The 20,367-nt window shown below is 67.8% G+C and carries 14 protein-coding genes and 1 pseudogene; 5 read left to right on the top strand and 10 right to left on the bottom strand.

The window, feature by feature from the left end; all coding sequences use genetic code 11:
- Nucleotides 1-45: 45 nt before the first annotated feature.
- Entirely contained in the window at nt 46-1,875 is a 1,830-nt protein-coding gene (locus ACSURM_RS13565; RefSeq protein ID WP_436955240.1) for a DUF262 domain-containing protein, read from the bottom strand.
- A gap of 189 nt (nt 1,876-2,064) precedes the next feature.
- Here ACSURM_RS13565 and ACSURM_RS13560 point away from each other — a divergent pair.
- Nucleotides 2,065-2,813, top strand: a pseudogene (locus tag ACSURM_RS13560) (transposase).
- Nucleotides 2,814-2,886: 73 nt separating this feature from the next.
- A complete protein-coding gene (locus ACSURM_RS13555; protein ID WP_436955239.1) occupies nt 2,887-3,066 on the top strand; it encodes a coenzyme F420-0:L-glutamate ligase in 180 nt (59 codons plus the stop codon).
- A 347-nt stretch (nt 3,067-3,413) separates the two neighbouring features.
- Here ACSURM_RS13555 and ACSURM_RS13550 read toward each other — a convergent pair whose 3' ends face one another.
- From ACSURM_RS13550 to ACSURM_RS13530, 5 genes are all read right to left on the bottom strand, one after another.
- Nucleotides 3,414-6,944: an AAA family ATPase gene (locus tag ACSURM_RS13550; protein ID WP_436955238.1), complete on the bottom strand. Its 3,531-nt coding sequence runs from the start codon at nt 6,942-6,944 to the stop codon at nt 3,414-3,416.
- 515 nt (nt 6,945-7,459) lie between these two features.
- Nucleotides 7,460-7,618 (bottom strand): hypothetical protein, encoded by a 159-nt coding sequence (locus ACSURM_RS13545; RefSeq protein ID WP_436955237.1) that lies wholly within the window; start codon nt 7,616-7,618, stop codon nt 7,460-7,462.
- Nucleotides 7,615-8,001, bottom strand: coding sequence for a CPCC family cysteine-rich protein (locus ACSURM_RS13540; protein WP_436955236.1), 387 nt, complete (start codon nt 7,999-8,001; stop codon nt 7,615-7,617). Before ACSURM_RS13540 ends, ACSURM_RS13545 begins: the two co-directional genes overlap by 4 nt.
- Nucleotides 8,002-8,319: 318 nt before the next feature.
- On the bottom strand, nt 8,320-8,901 hold the full coding sequence (locus tag ACSURM_RS13535) for a Uma2 family endonuclease (protein ID WP_436955235.1): 582 nt from the start codon (nt 8,899-8,901) through the stop codon (nt 8,320-8,322).
- An 84-nt stretch (nt 8,902-8,985) separates the two neighbouring features.
- Complete coding sequence (locus ACSURM_RS13530) at nt 8,986-11,070, bottom strand: N-6 DNA methylase (protein ID WP_436955234.1); 2,085 nt, start codon at nt 11,068-11,070, stop codon at nt 8,986-8,988.
- Nucleotides 11,071-12,068: 998 nt separating this feature from the next.
- Here ACSURM_RS13530 and ACSURM_RS13525 point away from each other — a divergent pair.
- The gene (locus ACSURM_RS13525; protein WP_436955233.1) at nt 12,069-13,592 is read left to right on the top strand and encodes an RICIN domain-containing protein; all 1,524 of its coding nucleotides are present in this window, start codon (nt 12,069-12,071) and stop codon (nt 13,590-13,592) included.
- A gap of 57 nt (nt 13,593-13,649) precedes the next feature.
- Here the strand turns inward: ACSURM_RS13525 and ACSURM_RS13520 are convergent, their stop codons facing one another.
- Both ACSURM_RS13520 and ACSURM_RS13515 read right to left on the bottom strand, forming a co-directional pair.
- Nucleotides 13,650-14,156 (bottom strand): hypothetical protein, encoded by a 507-nt coding sequence (locus ACSURM_RS13520; protein WP_436955232.1) that lies wholly within the window; start codon nt 14,154-14,156, stop codon nt 13,650-13,652.
- A 43-nt stretch (nt 14,157-14,199) separates the two neighbouring features.
- Nucleotides 14,200-15,294 carry a hypothetical protein gene (locus tag ACSURM_RS13515; RefSeq protein ID WP_436955231.1) on the bottom strand — a complete coding sequence of 365 codons (1,095 nt, stop codon included), beginning with the start codon at nt 15,292-15,294 and terminating at the stop codon, nt 14,200-14,202.
- 396 nt (nt 15,295-15,690) lie between these two features.
- On the opposite strand from ACSURM_RS13515, the gene ACSURM_RS13510 reads away from it, so the two are divergent.
- Both ACSURM_RS13510 and ACSURM_RS13505 read left to right on the top strand, forming a co-directional pair.
- Complete coding sequence (locus ACSURM_RS13510; protein ID WP_189997425.1) at nt 15,691-16,410, top strand: hypothetical protein; 720 nt, start codon at nt 15,691-15,693, stop codon at nt 16,408-16,410.
- A gap of 67 nt (nt 16,411-16,477) precedes the next feature.
- The gene (locus ACSURM_RS13505) at nt 16,478-18,316 is read left to right on the top strand and encodes an FG-GAP-like repeat-containing protein (protein WP_436955230.1); all 1,839 of its coding nucleotides are present in this window, start codon (nt 16,478-16,480) and stop codon (nt 18,314-18,316) included.
- A gap of 255 nt (nt 18,317-18,571) precedes the next feature.
- Here ACSURM_RS13505 and ACSURM_RS13500 read toward each other — a convergent pair whose 3' ends face one another.
- Both ACSURM_RS13500 and ACSURM_RS13495 read right to left on the bottom strand, forming a co-directional pair.
- Nucleotides 18,572-18,991 carry an SRPBCC family protein gene (locus ACSURM_RS13500; RefSeq protein ID WP_436955229.1) on the bottom strand — a complete coding sequence of 140 codons (420 nt, stop codon included), beginning with the start codon at nt 18,989-18,991 and terminating at the stop codon, nt 18,572-18,574.
- 53 nt (nt 18,992-19,044) lie between these two features.
- Nucleotides 19,045-20,055, bottom strand: a complete 1,011-nt coding sequence (locus ACSURM_RS13495; RefSeq protein ID WP_436955228.1) for an aldo/keto reductase — start codon at nt 20,053-20,055, stop codon at nt 19,045-19,047.
- Between the last annotated feature and the right edge of the window lie 312 nt (nt 20,056-20,367).

The following is a 20,367-nucleotide window of genomic DNA, read 5'->3' as shown; positions in this document are numbered from 1 at the left end:
CCCGTACCCAAGTACGTTAGCCAGGACGGCGCGTGAGTCGGCGACTCACCGGGGGGCGGTGGTGAAGCGCTGGAACACGCGGAAGTAGTCGTTTTGTTCCACGACCAAGGTCTCAGACCCGGATCGCTCAAAGAGGGTGTTCTCGAAAAAATAGGGTTGCGTGCCCGACGACACGTGTAGAAGTGCAACCATGCGGCCTCGGTAGTTGACCAGCTTGGATTCTGCGGTCACCCTTCCTGCGAGATCAGGATCGAGACCGCTGCTTTTCAGGAGCTGGCACAACCACATCCAGTAGTCGTTAAGGGACTTGGATACAAGCGGGGCTTCCCTCTCGATGCCGACTACGTGAAACCCTCGAAATCTCTCGGATTGAACAGAGTCGAGTTCCTTCACTCTTTCCGCGTGTTGCTCGTTGTCTGCGATCCCGACCGCTACGTAGCCGGTCACTCTGGGGCCAGTATTGGCGATCGCCGTGATAGTGCGACAGATTTTAGTGAAGGACTTCTCGTCGAATTGGCGCGAGGTGTCAAGCCTGAGGAAACCCTGCTTGCAGTCGAACGACTGCTGTTCGACAATCGCGTTTCCCATCAATTTTTCGAGCTGGCTGGCCCACCCGTATCTGCCGAGGTTGTGTGCGGTCGCCTCCCTCATTTCGAACGCGTTGCGGAGTATTCCCTTTATGGCGTCGATCGTTCGCCTCTTCGGGGCCGGCTGCCAGTCGTCGTCATGCATCGGAAGAGCTGTGGCTGTCATAAGTGCTCCGATTCCGCTCAGATGTCCCCAAGCGGTGCGCGGAGAGCTGAGGCGCATCCCTTCCTTGTAAGTGAGCTCATAGATCGCCAGGAAGGTGGCGTGGAAGCATCTTCGCGAACCGGACTCAGTCGCGCAGTTGACGAGGCTCGCGAAGGTACTGGAGTCCTGCGCCAGTATGGACCGCACGATGTCGTACACGTGCATGAAGTGGTCCTCGACGGCCCGTGGATCGTATGCCTCGATGGCCGAGTTGATTTCTGTGTATGACGGTGTGGTGGGATGCTCGTGATCAATGCTGGTGTAACCGTAGTACTGGTCCCGCATCCTGGTGCTGGTTTCAGTCAGGGGATCCATCAAGAAGTCGGCGATGATGTCTAGGACGAGCTGTTCATCGGCGGACTCGCGGACTTCTGTGGGTTGCAGCAAGTCTTCGCGAATCCAGAAGATATCGTCAACTTGGACGCCATAGTCGAGACCGCGGTTTGTGATGCTTAGCTGAGGCATCACCCGAAAGGCGACAGCGTCCCCGGGGGATATGTCACCCCGGATCCGCGAGGAAATGACACGGACGAGGTCAGCCAGTGGGGAGAGTGTCCCGGCTTGTCGAATATTCTGGCGTGAGAGCCGACGTCCGCCAGAATTGATCCTTCGGAAGACCTCGGTTACGGCTGCGTATTCTTTCGAGCGGAATACGGAAAGAGCGAGCGTATAGTCGAGAAGTCGCGTGCAAGCCTCTTCGGGCATGATTGGCTCGCGCTGCTGAACCTTTGAGGTTCGAGCAACTCTTGTGGCGGATGCTCCAAGGGAGGTGAGATTGAAATAGGCCCCGTTGGTTGAGAATTTATTCTCGATGAAGGAAAATATGGCGTCTAGTCGCTGCATCCCGTCGATGAGTTCAAGTTCGATAGCCCCGTCCGTCGACTCAGTCGACGCCATCAAGAACAAGGGAACCGGGAGATTCTCCAGCAGTGAGTCAACCAGACGCTGTTTCTCCTCCACATTCCATACCAGCTTCCGCTGGTAGCGGCGGTTGACGCGAATTCGGTCGGAGAGGTACAGATCGTACAAGTGCCGAACGCTCGCGCCCGAAACGGTGAGCTCTCCGGCCGATGGGGTCGTCATGCCCTGACGGTACTGCAGCCTGCCGTAACCTAGTGGCCATTTGTCGCACGTAGTTGTATCAGTGAGCGTTTTCAGCGTGGCCGCTGATGGGATCACGCCGGTGAGGTTGAGGTGAGGGCCGTAACGCACGAGGCCCCCCTGCCGTTGGGGGAGGTGTTCGAAGTCTCAGCTGTCGGCGCAGGAGCCCTGTTGCTTCCCTACCCTGCCGCACTCGACCTCCCGCATGCCCTTGTCGGGTGGGTCACGATGCTCGTCGTCACCCGTGAGGGTGACCGACGGTGCAAGCTCCCGTCGCACCAGCGTGCGCTCGTCGCTCTGGTGTTCCTGCGCCGCCACGACACCCTCACTCGGATCGCGGCCGACTTCGGGATATCCGGTCGGCACTGCCCACACGTATGTCACCGCTGTGACCGCCTTGCTCGCCGACCGGGCCCCGAGCCTGCTCAAGACTCTGCGCGAGCGTGATCCGGAGTTCGTCCCACTGGATGGGACGTTGGCCGAGTGCGACCGCGTCGGCGACAGCCGGGCCGAGCACTCGGCCAAGCATCGCCGTCACGGCGTGAATGTGCAGGTCGTCACTGATCCGCCGGTGAGGTGCTGTGGATCTCGCCCGCGCTGCCGGGCCGCACCACGACCTGACGGCGGCCCGCACCCACCGCCTAATCCGGCTCTGTGAATGCCAGGGCGTCCCAGTTCTCGCCGACCGCGCCTACCAGGGCGCCGACCCCTGGGCGACCACCGGACTCAAACGCCCCCCAGGCGGTGAGCTCGCCCTCACCCAGCGCACCGTCAACCGGGCCCTGGCCGCGGTGAGGGCACCAGTCGAACGCGGCACGGCACGGCTGAGGTCCTGGCAGATTCTTTGCAGATCCCGCATCAGCCCCGATCGCGTGACCGTCGTCGCCAAAGCTGTCCTCACCCTGGAGAGGCAACGCTGAAAACGCCTCACTCCGTCGCGGGTCCGGGGTTGGCGGTACGTGTCCGCCTTGCTACCCCCCGTGCGTTTGGCTGTTGCCCGCAGTCCCCGACGCTTCCGCCCGCTCCCTGCGCGACGCCCTGAAAACCTACTCCGGCGCCACCGTAGTCGTGGTCATCGCCGGCTCCGACGGCGGCGCCGACCGACGCGGAGCCACCGTCATCTGCATCGGGGGCAGGCGTAACGCTCCTCCGACTGACGGAACGCGGCGGTAAACGGCAGGAGGAGACCTTCACCGACCTTATCGCCGCGGCAGCGGGATGGTGCTGGGTCGGGGCTCCCGTGCTGGGATGGTGCTGGGATGACCGGCTCGAAGGAGTCGTTTCCGCAGGTCACAGCACTGTGCTAGACGTTCCAGTTCAACGTGTAGTCATGCACATACTCCACGCTGGGTGCTGAGTCGAACGTGCACGTCAAAAGGGGTCGGGCTCTGTCGAGTCCGACCCCTTCGGCGTCGCCGCGCTGGACGGACGCTGGACGTTCTGACGTGTGGTCTGCAACTGATCAGGTGTCGTCGGCGGCGGACCGGTACCCCAGTTGAACGACCCGGATCACCAGTTGCTCAGGAGGTGGTCGTGGCGAGGGCCGCCGAGGAGGCGATCTGCTGGGCGAAGGTTGCCACGGCCGTCCTGTCAAGGTGGGGGAGGACCTTGACGAGGTGCTCCTCCCAGTCCGGGCGGAAGTCGTACACCAGCAGGTACCGCCCGCGGGGAGTGGTCGGACGGAAGGCGAACAGGGAGTCCACATCGGGTGCGGGGAAGACCACGGGACGCAGGAAGACCTCCCGCTCGTCGGTGCCCGCAGGGAACCGGACCTGGGCGAGCAGCAGGACCGGGTCCACCAAGCGGCCGGCCTCCTCGCACCAGAGGGTGATGTGTCCGCGGACCTCGCCGGTGGGCGTGAGCGTCGGCTCGGCCGCCTGATCTGGGAGGTCGAGGGGCATGCCGTCGAGCATTACCTGGAGCGTGGTGGGGATCATGCGGCACGTCAGGCCCAGGGTGCGCGCCGCGGCGGTGACCGCCAGGGCGACGAAGGCGGGTGAGGGTGCCGTTCGCTCACCAAGGTGGTAGGAGGTGGCTCCGAGCAGGGCGTACAGCGAACGCGCGTCCGGCGGTGCAGCCCGGACCCAGGCCAGGGCGTTCTTCCAGGGGAACGCGGAGATCGGGTGCGCCCCCTTGCCCCCCGATGGTCCAGGGGCGGAGCGAGGAGGCCCGTCCGTGACCGTCCGATCCACAGGGTCGTCGTCCTCCTCCCCGTCGCTCGCCAGGAACTTGCGTGTGGTGACCGCCAGCGGCACGTGGACCTGCCCGGCCGCCTCGAACATCTCCAGGCTCTCGTGCATGAGGGCCCGCGATAGTTCCGGGTCGCCGCCGGGGTGCCCGAGCGTGTGCCGGGTCCAGGCCAGTACTGCGAACCGTTGCCGAACGTGGGCCAGTACGTCCGGTCCTGCTTCGGTGTGTGCTTCGAGTAGGGCCTCGGCCCTGTCGAGCAGGGACTCGACGGCGTTCAGAATCCAGACGTCGGTCGGTATCCCCTCCTCGTGCCGCTGGAGGCTGCCAGTCATCACGGCGTGGGCCATGTCCACCATCTGGTCCGCGTGATGACGCATGATCGTCACGGCTGTGTGTTCCGTGGGCTCTGGGATGCCCGCGGTGATGGCCAGGGCCTCCTCCAGACGTCCCGTGGACGCCTTCACCATGGCGTCCAGGAACAGCAGCTCCGCGTTCGGCTCGTCGTCGGGGCCGATGAGCCCCTTGGCTACGTCGACCGTCATCGCAGCGGTGTCCCAGTTTTTGATCCACACGAGCGCCTGCGCCTGTTCCAGCCGAACCTTCAACTCGACCGGTGCGGCCACATGCTCGCGCCTCAGTACCGCCTCCAACCTCAGGGCCGCCCGGGCCACATCGGCGAAGCGGTCCGTCGCCACGGCCGCGCGCATGTCGGTGGCGTGGGCCAGAAGCAGGTGCTCCACCCCGTCGGGGCTGAGCATGTCCAAGCCTTCAAACAGGGACCAGGCGGTCTGTGCCGCCTCCGCCGCCTCGTCGAACCTCTGCTGGTTCTGCAGGCACTGGGCCAGCGTGGTGGTCGTCGCCGCCCTCCGATACACGGCGTCGTCCATCACGGCGTCGTCGAATAAGTCCACGACGGCCAACGCCTCGCGCAACAGGCCCTCACTGCGCGCCAGGTCACCGTGCACATTGGCGATAGCCCCGGCGGTGTTGGCCAGCAACGCGACGGTACTGCCATCCACGCGGCCGCCCTCGCGCACATGGTGCGCCACATGCACCGCGTGTTCGACCAGCGTCGCAGCCTCGGCCCACCGGTTCTGCCTTTGGCAGGCGACCAGCCGTGTCACCAGCTCGTACTGGAAACGGCCGTACATCGACTCGACGGCCTCGCCGTCCATCAGGGCCCGGACGACCGCCTGCACGATCCGGTGGATGGCCAGCATGCCGTCCTGGGGAGCGGCCAGAGAGAATCTGCGCAGCTCCGCCACGGCACCGTAGACGGCGGTACCGATCGGCATGTCGAGTGCCGCGAGGTGCAGAGGGATGAAGTCCGGGGCGAGCAGGGCGCAGCGAGCGAGCAGTTCGGCGGCGAGCTGTTGTTCGGACCCTTCGGGTGAGCGCAGGGCGTGGGACAGCACCCGTCCCACACTGAGGGTCACTGCCGCCGTCAGCGTCACTCCCGCAAGGTAATCGAAGGGGACGAAACCGGGGTTGTCGAGCAGGCGGGCCCGGCACTCCGAGAGCTCCGCCAGATAGACGTCCACCGGGCATTCGGTCGCGGCGATGTAACCGGTGGCCTGGGCGATCCCGAGCGGGATGCGTTCCACCGCGTCGACCAGCGCGGACACTTCGGGCTCGGACACCCGAGGCAGCCGTTCCGCTGCCCAGCGGGTGGCCTCCTCCATGTCCATCTGCCCCACGACCAGCCCGCCTTCCGCTGTGGCCCAGGTCGAGTCGCGGGTGGTGACCAGCACGTGAGCGCCCTCGGCGGGCAGAAGTCCCCGGAGCTGGTCGCGGTTCGAGACGTTGTCGTAGACCAGCAGGAGTCTGTTGCCCAGGTGCCCCAGACGTCGGCCGACACGCTCGATGATCTCCGCCTCGGTGGCGGGCTCGGCCTCCTGCTGTTCCTCTGCCACCAACTGCCGGTACGCAGCAATCACGTCCTCCCGGGTGTCGGACGGGATCCACCAGGCGAATTCGTACGCTTCCCGGTTCCGGTGGGCGTACAGGCGGGCGACGCTCGACTTGCCGATGCCGCCGAGCCCGGACACCACGACCCGTGCCGTCCCGGTATCGGCCCCCTCGTCGAACAGCTTTTTGAGCGCGGCCAGTTCCGCGGTCCGCCCGCGCAGACCGGTGGCTGAGGGGATTCCTCGGAACAGGGCGCGGCGGGGCCCCAGGGAAACGTCTGCCCCGTGCCCGGACGTGGTGCGGCGCCCGCGCAGGAGCCCTGGGAGCTCGTCCAGCCGGATCGTACGCCGGTCGATCCGCCGTTCCCCGGACCACTGGAACATTTTCACGAACAGCGCGTCGATGGTGGCGTCGATCTCGGCCGACGCCATGGCGGTGGGGGAGAGCCGCAGCAGCTCGAGTCTGGCTTCATCGAGGATCTGTTCCCACGGGCCGGTACGGGTGTTGATCTCCAGCCTGCGCATCAGCGCGTGATCCTTGGCGGTGAGTTCGATCGAGGTTCCCAGACCTGCACACCCGGCCAGCCACTGCTCGGGATCGGGAAGGGCGCGGGCGCGTTCCGCCGCGTCCCGCACGGCCTGCCCCGACGCCTGAACCGGTCCGTCGGAGAGGAACCGCAGCACGGCCGTACCGCCGGGGTCGGCCTCGCCCCAGCGGCGGGCGAGCCGCACCAGCTCGGGTCCCGACCAGGTGCGCGGTTCCACCCGGGTCTTCGCCTGAGCGAGCAGCAGCGGTTTTCCCCGCGCGTCCCTCACCTCGAAGTCGATGGCCTCGTCGGCGCCCTCCACCCGGAAGGTCTCTGCCTCCGGATACTGGTCCGGGGTGCGGATCAGCTGGAGAATGGCGCACGCCGTCTGGAACCCCATGCCCCGTGCCGTGTCGACTCCACCCATGTGGTGCATCCTCCTTGGCCTCGTCTCGCCCCCTAGCATGCAGGGCAACACTGACAGTCTCCGTAATGGGCCATCAAACGCGTGCTATAGCAGATGACTTGATGTACGCGCGTTCCGGGTCATAACAGCACCAGGAGTCACGAGATCGTCCCGCGTCTTCCAGGGGGACACCTGGGCGTGGTCGGCGAGGTCGCCAATGATCTCGGTGAAGTGGGCTGAGGCCAGCCAGGGGCGTCCTCTGCGGCGGTGGCCCGTAGGTGCGCGGTGGGGGGTGGGACGACAAGGCTGCGGGCGCCGAGGTTGCTCAGGGCACATCGGGTCGACGGACTCGTTCCAGTCCGGTGGGATCGCCCGTCCCACGCAGGCGGGGTAGGCGCGGCCAGGGCCTCGACCGCGCCCTCGATCTCCAGGCTCGCCAGGTCCATGGCCGCCCATTCGCGGAGGGTCGGGCTATCGCTGTCCAGCAGGCCGATGAGAGTGGGGCCGCAACGGGGATGCCCACCTCCTCGAAGACCTCAATGACGGTCGGCCGGCCGAAGCCGCCGAGGGGGCAGGCCGTTGACCACGGCGGGTATGGCGTCGGCGCCGATCCAGATCAGCTCCGCACGGGCGTCGTAGGACTCGTCGGCCTTGCCGTCGAGCTGCTGGACGAGTGTCTCGATGTGGGAGGTCATGACGGGGAGTAGTCCCGGCGCCAGGAAGTGGGGAGCCACCAGCAGAGCACCGAGCTGTCGTCGGGACACGGGGCGCGGTCCTCGGCTGCCCAGTCCTCGAAGGAGCCCCGGATCAGATCGATGGGGCGCCAGACGGGGGCGAGCGGCTCGTCGTCGGCCGGCGGGCGGACGAACCGGCGGCCGTGCTCGTCGCAGGCGCCGGAGTCCTGGTAGTTGCGCTGGGCCTCGAACAGGGAGACCTTGTTGGTCCCGCCGGCCATGGTCGGCCAGCGGAACTGGATCCCGTCGTCCCCCCAGAAGCAGACGGGGCAGATCTCGTGCGAGCCGGGCATCTCGCCCAGCACGCGGTGCCCGCAGCATGGGCAGGGGTAGCGGTCGCTCACCTGGGCAGTCTCCTTGCCGGTCCCGCCGGTGCGCCATGGATTTCTCGGCCTCCGCCTGCCCGGCCGGTCCGCAGCCAGTCCGCAGGGACACTCGTAAACGGCCGTCGGGAGCCAACGCATGCCAACGAGGAAACCCCAGGTCAGGGCCCTGTGTGGGACTCCGCCGCAGGTCAGGATCAGACCATAGACATTCCGCTTCAACTTGTAGTCATCTCATTACCGTTTGTGAGATCTTCGGTCGCCATGCGGTTCCGGAGAGGCCGGACTCCCGCGAGTCCGGCCGCTTCCACGTTCAGGCGCTGACCTGGTGCTGATTCTTCAGCCGCTCCGGGGAGGTGTGAGCTTGTCGAGGTCGACACTGATCTCGAAGGGCACCGGGCGCCGGAGGGCGCCCCGGAAGATGCCGGCGGGCGCGTAGGCGCCCGTTGGTTCGTCGAGCTCGTACACGTGGACGACGGGTGCGCCGTCCTCGTTCTCGATGCACCAGTAGTGCGGGATGCCGGCCTCCGCGTATTTGCGGAGCTTGACCGTGCGGTCGCGGTGGGCGGACTCAGGAGAGACGACTTCCACGACGAGGTGCACGTGATCGGGGGCGTACCAGGTGCGGTCGGGGTCGTAGGGCAGGTCCGCCAGCAAGAGGTCCGGCTCGATGCGGTTGCGGGCATCGAGGCAGATCGTCATCTCCCGCTCGACCTCAACGCCGGCCGGCGCCTGCGCCATGAGCGTGGTGGTCAGGGCAGTGAGGAGGCGGCCGTGCCAGGACCGCTGGGGCGACATCATGAATACGAGGGCTCCGTCGATCAGCTCCGTGTGGCGCGGTGCCTCGGGGAGGTGATCCAAATCCTCCGCGAACCAGCCTTCCGCGCGGGGCGGGCGCATCCAGTCGGGTAGTGCGGTCATGGCTTCACGGTAGCGGCTGTGGCGGCGGCGAGCCGGGTGCTCCTCCGGAGCCGCCGATCCACGCCTCGCCACGGCCGCGAGTTCCTACGGCGTGGGGAGGATGCCTCCGTCCAGCGCGTCATGACGGATGCGTTGCGTCAGGGCGAGCTGTTCGCGCAGCAGGCGCTCGTGTTCGTCCAGTCGCTTCATCGTGTCGGCGATCGCCTGCTGGGTGGCAAGGCCGGGCAGTACCACGGGCAGCTCGCGGAGCACGTCGAGGGAGATGGTCTTCATCTTCATGCTCCCGGTGGAGTGGGCCTTCAGCCACGTACGTGCCTCCAGACCCCGCAAGTACGCGGCGAAGTAGTCGGCGTCGAGCCCGGCGGGGGGACGCAGCAGGAAGCACCCTGTGCCGCACAGCCAGCCATTCTGTTCCTCACGGACGACGGCGGCTCGTCCCAGCTCTCCCCGGCGCGCCATGACGACATCGCCAGGGCGGAGACGGAAGCGCTCCAGCCCCATGGCCTGTCGCTCGCTGATGCACCGGATGCTCGCGGTGCTGAAGCCACTTCCGGTCAGGTCTTTGGGCATCACCACGGGTACACCGCCGACGTCGACGTAGTGGTCGGCGCGGATCAGGCTTCCCGACGGTCCCGCGAGCAGCAGGCCCGGGGCCTCGAGTAGCCCTTCTGCGGAGCCCTCCACCAGGTGCCGGAGCGGCACGCGCGGGGCTTCCGTCTCGCCGCGCGCCACCCGCTCGCTCCGGTCGAAGCTCTTGCAGAGGTGGGCCGTCGCGCCCGCGGTCGATTCGGCGCGACTCACTAGCTCGTCGAGCAGGCGGCGTGTGTCCAGCGCCGCGGTTGGCTGCTCCCGCGCAGGTGCCACGTACAGCCGGGGGTCGAGGGGGCAGCCGTCGTTCTCCAGGATCTCGTCGTAGGAGACCGAGCAGGAGAATCCGGGCTCGTCGGGAGTCGCGCGGGGAGACCGCAGCCAGGCGTGGAACCGGCTGCTGATGCGGTCCCTGTCCGCCGGGCCGAGCTCACAGGCTCGGCGCGGAGCCTGCATGCCGAGTTGGCTCGCGTCGATGAAGAGGACGGACTCGGTTTCACCGACGGGGACGTGGCGGGATTTGTCACGGGCGAGTAGCCAGAGGTGCACAGGAACCGTCGTGTGCGAGAAGAGATCGGCCGGTAGTGCGACCACGGCGAGAAGCGCGCCTTCGGCCAGTATCGCCTTGCGGATCTCCGCTTCGCGACCGCGTACGGAGGCAGCGCCCGACGGCATGATCAGGGCGGCCTTCCCCTTTTCGCTGAGCCGGGTCAAGGCGAGTTGAATCCAGGCGAAGTTCGCGTTCGACTCGGGGGGCGGGCCGAAGGGCCAGTCGAGGTGTTCCAGACCCTGGACGCGCTGGTTGAACGGCGGGTTGCAGAGCACGAGTTCGGCCATGCCGTTGCCCGGACTCCGGAAGAGTGACTTGGGATCGGAGGCACGTACCAGGGGCCGGTCGATCCCGTGCAGGGCCAGGTTCAGCATGGCCAGCTGGGGGTTGCGGTGATCCATGGCGTAACCCTCGAACGAGGCGCCGCCAATATGACCCTGCTGTGCGAGGTGCCGCGCGGCGGCGGCGAGGAACCCCCCGGTGCCGCAGGCGGGGTCGAGTACACGATCGCCGGGCTGGGGGGACAGGCATTCCGAGATCAGTCGCGTGAGCGTGTGCGGGGTGTGGTACTCGCCCGTCTGAGCGGTGCTCTCCGCGACGTACCGTTCCAGGAGCAGGTCGGCGACCTCTTCGACTCCGGCCTCGGCGGCTGTAGGGGGCTGTTGGAGCGCGGCGAGGAAGGCCGCCACCCATGGCAGGTCCTCCGCCCCGCCTTCGCCGGCGAACACATTCCTCGGATTCCAAGGCGCGAGCACGGGAAAGCGGTCGTGCCTGGAGGCTAGGAAGAGCGCGTCATTCAGGTCCCTCAGCGGTGGGTACCCGGTCTGTGCCTCCGCAACGGCTCTGGACCACCGTTTGACCAGTTCGTCACCCGGGTCGTTCGCAGAGTCGATGAACCTTGCGAGCACCAGGACGGCGAGCATCGCGGTGAGGTCGCGCTCCGTGCTCCGGCCCCGCTGAAAGGGTGCATACGCTCGCCACAGGCGGTCGACGACCTCTGCGGCGGGGCCATGCGCATCCGTGCTCTCCACTGGGAACTCCTCGCTAGGGCATTTCACTTCGGTCGGCTGATCGCAGACGTGGCTGCTGGTATCAGCGTGAGCAGCCATGCGCAGTGTGGCTGCGCAGTGGACACGGTGCTGATGTGGCGTGCCTCCTCCGGCGTCCTCTTCTGTCGAGGCGTCATAAACCTAGCAGCTCGCCGAGGTTGATATGGCGCGCCAATCGTTCTTATCGCCGAACGAACGACAAGTGCGCAGTCAGACTGCGCGACTGAGTTGTCGCGTTTTTGCTGCTGGAGTGGTTCGGTGACGAGTCGCCGTGTGGGGGAGGTCGCCGCACGGAAGGTCTGGGTAGTGACTCATGTCACCATCGCCCTGACGTGCCGACCCTGTAAGCGTGGTCGGCGACGCCGGCGGCTTTGGGGCGCGTCTGCCCGTCGCCTCGCCGTGCGCTGGCGCCACGCCCCCGGGCTGTCTCCCCGTCAGAAAGCGCACCGGGACCTTGTCGTGCCGCCCGTGCGCCTTCTTCACGGCACCGCCGAGAACCGGCCAGTTTCGCCGCATTGGCCGGGTGTTGAGGCGCGGCGCTCAAGGCCGGGCGCGGGAATCACCCTGAAGGGTGGTGTGAGTGACACGAACGGGTGACGGAAGCTCTCAGGGCGTCCGGGGTCGCCTCGCGGTTGGTGGACTCGCCGTTGTCAGGTTTTTGTCACTCGCACGGGACTCCGATGGAACGGGGAACGTATGACGGTCCTGCCCGACGGCGTGCAACAGATCGCCTGCGCGTCCGCGAGCGGTAGCGAACCCCGTGGTTCGACGCGCTGTGCCGCGGCGCGGCGCTGTGGCTGGTGATCGGTCCTGACGGCCTCCCGGCCGCTTCATGCCTGGGCCGCTCAAGGAGCCGCGGTTGGCCGTGATGCCCTGTCCGCGTGCCTCACGCCATTTCGCGGCCCAGCGCTTATGTGAGGTTCGGAATCCATTGACAGCCGCCCGTAGTGGGCGGCCGGTGAACGGTGAAGGGACGAATGATGAGCACTGCCCCCGCAGGCGCGAACAACGAGAATTCCGTGCCGCCGATCAGTACGGTCGCGGGTACCGGAGTCGCGGGGTTCAAGGGAGACGGCGAGGCCGCCGTTTCGGCTCAGTTATACCGCCCGTACGGAATCGTGGTGGACAGCACCGGAACTCTCTACTTCTCCGATTTCCAGAACCACCGGGTCCGGAAAATCGCGACCGACGGCAAAATCAGCACGGTCGCCGGCACCGGGGTCGCGGGGTTCGGCGGGGACGGTGGTCCTGCCGTCTCGGCCCAGCTGAGCTGGCCGCGTGAGCTGGCGCTGGACAATGAAGGCGCTCTCTACGTCGCCGATTCCAACAACCATCGCGTCCGGAAGATCACGGCCGACGGGAAGATCAGTACGGTCGCGGGCGCGGGCGTCGCTGGGTTCAGCGGTGACGGCGGTCCCGCCACCGCCGCCCGGTTGAACCTCCCGATGGGGGTAGCGGTGGACAGTACCGGCACTCTCTATGTCAGCGAGTACCACAACAACCGGGTTCGGAAGATCACGACGGACGGGAAGATCAGCACGGTCGCGGGGAACGGGGCCGCGGCGTTCGGGGGAGACGGCGGGCCGGCGGTTTCGGCCCCGCTGAACCGCCCCCACGCGGTGCTGGTGGACGGTGCGGGCGTCCTCTACATCGCGGACGGCGAGAACCACCGGGTCCGGAAAGTCACGGCCGATGGGAAGATCAGCACGATCGCGGGCACCGGGGTCGCGGGCTTCGGCGGCGACAACGGCCCGGCGGCCTCGTCGCAGTTGTATCTCCCCGTGGGGATGGTGCTGGACAGCGCGGGAAACCTCTACGTCTCCGAGTTCCGCAACCACCGGATCCGGAAGATCACGACGGACGGGAAGATCGGCTCGGTCGCCGGCACCGGGGTCGCGGGCTTCGGCGGAGACGGCGGTGCGGCTGCTCCGGCCCAGCTGAACCACCCGTTCGGGCTCGCCGTGGACTGCGTCGACACCCTCTACATCGCCGACTACAACAACAACCGCATTCGCAAGATCGCTTCGGCGAGGCTGGCCGGGCTGCCGGATGCGGGCACGGTGGTCTCCTGGGCCAATGTCCGCAGCAGGCTGCGGATGGGGGTCCACCAGGAGTCGACCAGGGACGGGGCCGAGATCCACCAGGTCCTGGCCGGCCCGAGGGATCACCAGCGGTGGCGGCTGATCCCGACGGGTCAGCACGACGGTGCGGTGCTGTACCGGATCGAGAACGTGCGCAGCGGCAAGGTCCTGGAGGTCGCCGGCGCGCAGGAGAGGGCAGGTGCGGCGGTCGCGCAGCGGGCCTATGAAGGCGTCGACGCACACCACCAGCACTGGCGGCTGATCCCGGTCGGCTCCGCGACCGACACACCTCGGGTCTTCGAGATCGCCAACCACAACAGCGGTCTGCTGCTGAGGGTCGACACCAACGCCCGTACACCGGTCAAGCAGCACGGGGCGGAGGGCGACCACCGGGGCCGCCAGTGGCAGTTGCTTCCCGTATGACGGAAGGGAGGGGGAGGAAGGAGTGATCTCCTTCCTCCCCCTCCCGCGAGTCCGGCCCTACTCGGACCGGGACGGCTTCTCCGTGGTCGCCTTGGGTGCCTTGGGCGCCTCCGGGGCTGTGGGTGCCTCCGGTGTCTTGGGAGCCTTCGCGTAGTCGCTCTTCTTCGGCCTGCTCTCCAGGTCCTCGTCCTTCTGGAGGTCGCCGTGCTCCTTCACCGTCGTACTGGCCTCCCGCATCCCGGCGGACGCCGCCTTGGTGACCGAGCCGGGATCCTGGTTGTACCGGGCCTGTGTGTCGGCCGACGCCTGGGTGGTCTGGACGAAGGAGCCGAGGAAGCCCAGGACGGCCCGCGCTTCGGGCGACGTCTCCTGTACGACCTTCGCGCGGGAGGAGGCCCCGTGGATCGCGTTGTTGAACAGGCTGCCGCTCGTGTCGTCGTACGTACCGTCGTCGGCGTCCTCGAAGTCGACGTCCGCTCCGGGCTGTGGTTTGGAGCTGTCGGTGGTCACGGAGAAGAGCCCGGCGCTCTTGCCCGCGGAGTTGAAGATGTTGTCGAACACCATGGTCGTCACCTCTGGTCGTCGTCGTGGCGGTGGTGCCGCGCGGTCAGGGCTGCTTGTAGAGCGTCTGCTGCCTCAGGGTCAGGCCTTCGACATCGAGCATGGTGTGGTCGACCTCCAGGGCGGAGACGACCTCGGCCAGTCCCTTCATGCGGAAGCCGCCGGGCGCCAGGTCGATGTCGCCGATGTCGCGGGCGACGACCTGGTCGAGACCGGGGTAACCCCCTGGCTGCGGAGGGGACAGGACCGCCACCGGCACGGCGTACTGCACCGCGATCAGACCGGAGAAGGTCACAGGGATCTCGTAGGTGTACTGCTTGCGGGTGCGCCGCTGCGTGACGAGGGTCTGCACGCGGGAGTTCGCCGGCACCGTGCCCGAGATCTGCGACTTCGAGGCCCAGCTGGTGGTCAGGGAACCCCCGACGGTGGCCGCGATGCCCAGAGCCAGCGATGCGTTGAGCGACGCGTTGCCGGTGGCGCTGCCCGATGTCGTGAAACCCACCGAGTTGGTCATTCCGTTCGTCGAGGAGCTCGTCGCCGAGCTGCTCGCGGACGTCTCGCCGGTGTTGGCGTTGTCGACCCCGATGTTGTCCTTGCTGTTCTTGTTGGTCACCGTGTTCGCGTTCTTGTTCGCCGTCCCGGTCTGGCTCGACGCCTGCAGCTGGGACTGGAGGTCCAGGCGGAGCTGGTTCTGCAACTGCAACTGGAGCGAGGCACCGATGCTGCCGCCGAAGGTGAGCTTGGCATCCCCGTGGAGCGACCACGTGACCCCGTTGGAAACGGTGAAATCGACCGAATCGGTGAAGGTCATGTCGGACTGGCTGCGGTTGACGTAGGAACGCGAGGAGAACGTGTCGGGCGGGGGCTGGCCGATGTCGCCCCGCTCCTCGATCAGCGGCTCCCCGAGTGTCATGTAGGCGAGCCAGCCCCGCTCGAACGCGGTCCCGGAGAACGTCCCGAAGCTCGACTTGTTCACCGAGAAACCGACGGGCTTGTGCTTGACGCCGTTGTTGTCGACATAGACCAGATTGGGGTGGTTCAGGACAACCTGCCAGGTCTGCTCGATATCGAGTTCCCGCAGGTTCTTCTTCGTCAGCGGCTGGCGCTTGGCGCGTTCCAGGATGTACGCGGTGGAAGGCATTCCCCGTCCTCGACTGATTCCGGCCGAACCATGCCGGATGAAATGGAAGCAGGTATCTGCGCGCGGTCTGACAATCGAAGCTAGCACGGGCTCGATTCACCGGTACGGCGTCTTCCCTCATCCCGCTCAATCGGGTGATGAGTGTTCCCTTTCGATACTCAACTCGTCGCTCGATACGGTAACTTGAGATTCGGTCGGCCACTCGGTCGGCGGCATCCGGACGCCCTGTCCGGGAATTCCGTGACCTCGGATGTCTGCCGTAGAAGACCTGACTCATTTCAGCCGTTCACATTTCCGGTGAGGGCTGGCAAGCCCGGCGGAATTCGACGTGACAGGCCAGGGCGCTGAGTGTCCGACGCGTTTTTCACCACTTCCAGAACAGGTGAGGTTTCCGCTATGTACACCCAAGAACGCACGGCGATGACGAACCTGGTGGTCGGCGGTCCGGTCGCGGTGAACAGTTATGACAACGCGATCGTGGCGGCGTTGGTCGAGAACCGGCCGGTCATGCTGGTCCACGCCTTCAACGGCGGCTACCTGCGGCCCGTCGAACTGAAGGAGGAGAGTCACGACAAGGGGGTCCAGTTGGCCACCGCACTCGATTCGGCCACCAAGGAGGCGAAGGGGCACCTCTGGCACATCACCCCCGCCGGCTTCTTCGGACAGCGACCGCTGTACTTCATCGAGAGCGCCGCGGGCCAGGTGACGCCCAAGCCGCCCGCCGCGGGGCAGGCCGACGCCGGGCGCGGCGACGACGGCACGCCCAAGCCGCGGCGCAGGCGCATCACCGTCCACCGGGACGCGCCCAAGAGCACGTGCGACACCGTTCAGGTGGGCCTGCCGGACAAGGTCGGGGACAACTGGCGCGGGAAGAACGGCGCGCCCGAGGACACCCAGCTCTGGGTCGTCACGGTGACGCCGTGGGGCGGCATCACCTTCGTGCCGATCACCCACCCCGACGCCATCCTCGGGTTCAAGGACCACGCGGTGACGGCCAACGGCGAGGTTCGGGTCACCTACAACTGGGGCGGGGACTTCACCGGCACGGTGATCAACACCTTCTACCCGCGGCTGCCCAACGAGTGGGACGTCCCGTACCACCACGTCTTCACGTGATCCGCGGCCGCCATCCCGCCGCGACCGTCCCGAGCCAACACCCCCACCGCCTGGAAGAGGCATCGCGATGCCCGTACCCACGGAAGAACTGAAACTTCACATCGTCAACGCCGCCACCGGCAAGACCCTCGGCGCCAGGGCCGCGCCGAGCGCGGACGGGGCGCTCGTCGTCCGCGACTTCCCCGACGAGGGCCCGCGCCCGGAACAGTGGCAGCTCACGCCCGTGCAGAGCGGGCAGGCACAAGCGGACCAGACCTACGTGATCCGCAACGCGGCCAACGGCAAGGTCTTCGACAACCCCGCCGCCGCGGACCAGGGCGTCCGCCAGTGGGACGCCACCGCCGGGAGGAAGGGCCAGCAGTGGCACGTCGTCCCCGTCGTGGGCGAAGCGGGCCTGTTCTTCATCGAGGCCGCCACCGGCGGGGCCGTTCTCGACCTCGCCGACCCCGGCGCGGAGGAAGCCCGTGTCGTCCTGCGTGAGTACGACGACAACTCGGAAAGCCAGCGGTGGCGGTTCGTCACGGCCGCTCCCGAGCGGACCAGCGATCCCGTGCTGCGCTGGGCGTCCCTGAGCCACTGGAACGGCCGCCGGTCCTGGCGGCTGGCCCGCTCGGCCGCGCTGCGGCCGGCACCCGACGCGACGCCGTCCTTCAGCGACATGCTGCTGGTCCTCGAACGGTTCGGGAGCGACCAGGCCGCCGGCGGGTGGAGGAGCGACGGGCCCAGCCCCTCGGCCGGCGGACGAACGGGCTGGTGGGCCGGGCTCGGTGCGCGGTTCCTCGCCGACACCTCCGGAACAGGGCGGGCGGACGTCGTCGGGCTCAAACCCGCGAAGGGGGCCGTGACCTCGTCCGGCAGGGGCGACGGTACCTTCGACGACGAAGAGCGCGTTCTGCACCCCTCCGCGCCCTCCTCGAACCCGGCGGACCTGTGGACCCTCGCGGACCTGACGGGAGACGGCAGGCCCGATGTCGTCGTGCTCGCCTCCGACGGCGTCCGGGTGTCCGCCCGGGACCAGACGGGGGCGTTCGCGCCGGCCGGCGGCAAGCAGGTGCTCAAGGCGTTCGGGCACGGCCAGCAGGCCGGCGGCTGGCTGGCCGACGAGCATCCCCGTTTCCTCGTGGACACCACCGGTGACGGACGCGTCGACATCGTCGGCTGTCACGAGGACGGCGTGTGGATCTCGCTCCAGGGCGAGGACGGCACGTTCGCACCCCTCGCCGACCAGCCGGTGCTCAGGGCGTTCGGGCACGGCGAGAAGGCGGGTGCCTGGCTGGCCGGCAAGCATCCCCGTTTCCTCGTGGACACCACCGGTGACGGACGCGTCGACATTGTCGGCTGTCACGAGGACGGCGTGTGGATCTCGCTCCAGGGCGAGGACGGCGCGTTCGCCGAGCCCCTGTACATCCTCGACGACTTCGGCGTCGACCAAGGATGGATCTCGGTCGAGGAACACCCCCGCTTCCTGCTCGCGACCACCGACGGCGGAGCGGCGGACCTCGTCGGCTTCGGCCCGCAGGGCGTCGTCGTGGCACGCGGTCGCGGCGACGGCACGTTCGAGCCCGCCCACCTCGTCCTGAACGACTTCGGGCACGCCCAGGGGTGGACGAGCGAGAAGCACCTCCGCTTCCTCGCCGACGTCACCGGCGACGGCACCCCGGACATCGTCGCCTTCGGTGACGAGGGAGTCTGGGTGTCGCACAACCGCGGCGACGGCCGGTTCGAGCACGCCCAGCTGGTGTGCCGCGGGTTCGGGTACGACGACGACGCCGGCGCCTGGCGGGTCGACCGCCACCCCCGGTTCCTCGCCGACGTCACCGGTGACGGACGCGTCGACATCGTCGGCTTCGGCGGCCCGGGGGTCTACGTGGCCCGGAACCTCTACCGACGCTTCCGCACCCGGTAACCCTTACGGCTTTCTGCCGTGACTCCCGCAGACGGTCCGGTGGGCACGGGCGGCGAAGCACCGGTACGCGCTCGACCGTGGTCCCGCCGACCGGCTGTGGGAGTACGCCGGAGCCGGCTCTGACCGGCGCCGACCTGTCGGGGACTTCTCCGGGTGGTCGCGCGGGGAGGGCGGGCCGGACGGAAACGGGCCGCGGCCCGGGCACGCGTGGGGCGTGGCCGGGCCGCTTGGCCGGGCTCCGTGTTGGCCTTGGTGTCAGGCGGCGAGGGCCTTGTGGAGGGCATCGAGGCCGTCGCGGTAGATGCCGGTGAACAGGTCGACGACCTCGTCCTCGCTGGCGCCGTTCGGGTTGAAACGGCCGGACCACTGGACCTCCGCGGCGTTCTCCTGGCCCGGGACGGCGTGGACCCGGAGGGTGGAGACGTAGCCGTCGACGGGGAACGGGGCCTGGAGGATGGCGTAGCTGTAGTGGCGCTCGGCCTCGTTGAAGTCCACGAGGCGTTCGATGATGACCTCTCCCTCGGGGTTCGTCAGCCGGCGCACCCGGCCGCCTTCGAGCGCGGTGCTCTCGGGGATGTAGGGGAGCCAGTCGGGCAGGGCGTCGAAGCCGCCTATGAGGCTCCAGACCTTCTCGGGCGAGGCGGGGACTATGCGGCTGACGGAAGTCGAAGCCATGGTCTTGCTCCTGGGTCTTGCTGTGGGGGGAGGGTGGGGGTGCCGGGGTGTGGTCAGGCGGCGTCGGGCAGCGGGGCGGCGGGGCTGACCAGGTCGGCGGCGCGCAGGTCGTGCCAGAACGCGGCCGGGACGGTCTCGTTCAGGGCGGCGAGGTCCTCGGCGATCCGGCTCGGGCGGGTGGCGCCGGGAATGACCGCGGCGGTGACCGGGTGGGCGAGGGAGAACTGGAGGGCGGCGGCCTTGATGCTGATGCCGTGCTTCTCGGCGAGGGCCTTGAGCTTGCCGACGCGCTCGATGATCTCCGGCGGGGCCTGCTGGTACTCGAAGTGGCTGCCGCCCGCGAGGATGCCGGAGCTGTAGGGGCCGCCGACGACCATCTCGACGCCCTGCTCCTGGGCCATGGGCAGCAGTCGCTGGAGGGCGTGCTCGTGGTCGAGGAGGGTGTAGCGGCCGGCGAGGAGGAAGCCGTCGGGCCGCGGCTCGTCCAGGGCGAGGGTCAGCTCGATGGGCTCGGTCTTGTTGACGCCCAGGCCCCACGCCTTGATGACGCCCTCGTCGCGCAGGCGGGACAGGACGCGGAAGGCGCCGGTGCGGGCCTCCTCGAACTTCTGGATCCAGGCGTCACCGTGGAAGTCCTGGGCGATGTCGTGCACCCAGACGATGTCGAGCCGGTCGACGCCCAGGCGCTTCAGGCTGCCCTCGATGGAGCGCTCGGTGGCCTCGGCGGTCCACTCGTGGAGGATCTTGTTGGGGTTGCCGTGCTCGAAGAGGCCGCCCTTCTCGCCGAAGTCGGGGACATCGGTCTCGATCTCGTCGAGGATGACGCGGCCGACCTTGGTGGACAGCACGTAGGCGTCGCGGGGCTTGTCGGCGAGGACCTGGCCCAGGCGTTCCTCGGCGAGGCCGGCGCCGTAGAAGGGGGCGGTGTCGTAGTAGCGGATGCCCTGGTCCCAGGCGGCCTCGACGGTGGCGCGGGCCTCGTCGTCGGGGATCGCGCGGAACATGTTGCCCAGCGGGGCGGTGCCGAAGCCGAGACGGCCGGGAAGGAGGTTCTTCAGTGACATGGTGGTGCCTTTTTCGATCAGTTTTCGATCAGTGTCTCCGCGCCGGGGGTTTCCCTGGCGCGGATCGGGTGAGGCGTCGTCGGTGGACAGGCGCCTCGGTGGGCTGCCGGCTCTGCCGACGGGGCCGCGGCACTCGGTGCACGGCCGCGCCCTGCGAAGCCGGACGCACGTCCCAGGTAATTGCAGACGCGCTTTGTTGTCAACGACGATAGTTGCAGGCGCGGGGTAATGCAAGTGGTGGTCCTGTGGCGCCGAGAACGAGGGCCCGGGACACGGTCACTGGCCATCGCGAGCCGCGCGGTTCTCCGCCGG

It is taken from the genome of Streptomyces sp. SudanB182_2057 (genome assembly GCF_964272715.1).
Lineage (GTDB): Bacteria > Actinomycetota > Actinomycetes > Streptomycetales > Streptomycetaceae > Streptomyces > Streptomyces rubradiris.
The sequence above is the reverse complement of the archived record's forward strand: the minus strand, read 5'-3'. Positions and strand labels throughout refer to the sequence as shown.

What these genes read in the sequence shown, in the direction of transcription:
- ACSURM_RS13550 (WP_436955238.1), bottom strand. Translation starts at nt 6,944, where the DNA reads ATGGGTGGAGTCGACACGGCACGGGGCATGGGGTTCCAGACGGCGTGC.
- ACSURM_RS13545 (WP_436955237.1), bottom strand. Translation starts at nt 7,618, where the DNA reads ATGACCTCCCACATCGAGACACTCGTCCAGCAGCTCGACGGCAAGGCC.
- ACSURM_RS13515 (WP_436955231.1), bottom strand. Translation starts at nt 15,294, where the DNA reads ATGCCTTCCACCGCGTACATCCTGGAACGCGCCAAGCGCCAGCCGCTG.
- ACSURM_RS13495 (WP_436955228.1), bottom strand. Translation starts at nt 20,055, where the DNA reads ATGTCACTGAAGAACCTCCTTCCCGGCCGTCTCGGCTTCGGCACCGCC.
- ACSURM_RS13565 (WP_436955240.1), bottom strand. Translation starts at nt 1,875, where the DNA reads ATGACGACCCCATCGGCCGGAGAGCTCACCGTTTCGGGCGCGAGCGTT.
- ACSURM_RS13510 (WP_189997425.1), top strand. Translation starts at nt 15,691, where the DNA reads ATGTACACCCAAGAACGCACGGCGATGACGAACCTGGTGGTCGGCGGT.
- ACSURM_RS13525 (WP_436955233.1), top strand. Translation starts at nt 12,069, where the DNA reads ATGAGCACTGCCCCCGCAGGCGCGAACAACGAGAATTCCGTGCCGCCG.
- ACSURM_RS13520 (WP_436955232.1), bottom strand. Translation starts at nt 14,156, where the DNA reads ATGGTGTTCGACAACATCTTCAACTCCGCGGGCAAGAGCGCCGGGCTC.
- ACSURM_RS13500 (WP_436955229.1), bottom strand. Translation starts at nt 18,991, where the DNA reads ATGGCTTCGACTTCCGTCAGCCGCATAGTCCCCGCCTCGCCCGAGAAG.
- ACSURM_RS13505 (WP_436955230.1), top strand. Translation starts at nt 16,478, where the DNA reads ATGCCCGTACCCACGGAAGAACTGAAACTTCACATCGTCAACGCCGCC.
- ACSURM_RS13535 (WP_436955235.1), bottom strand. Translation starts at nt 8,901, where the DNA reads ATGACCGCACTACCCGACTGGATGCGCCCGCCCCGCGCGGAAGGCTGG.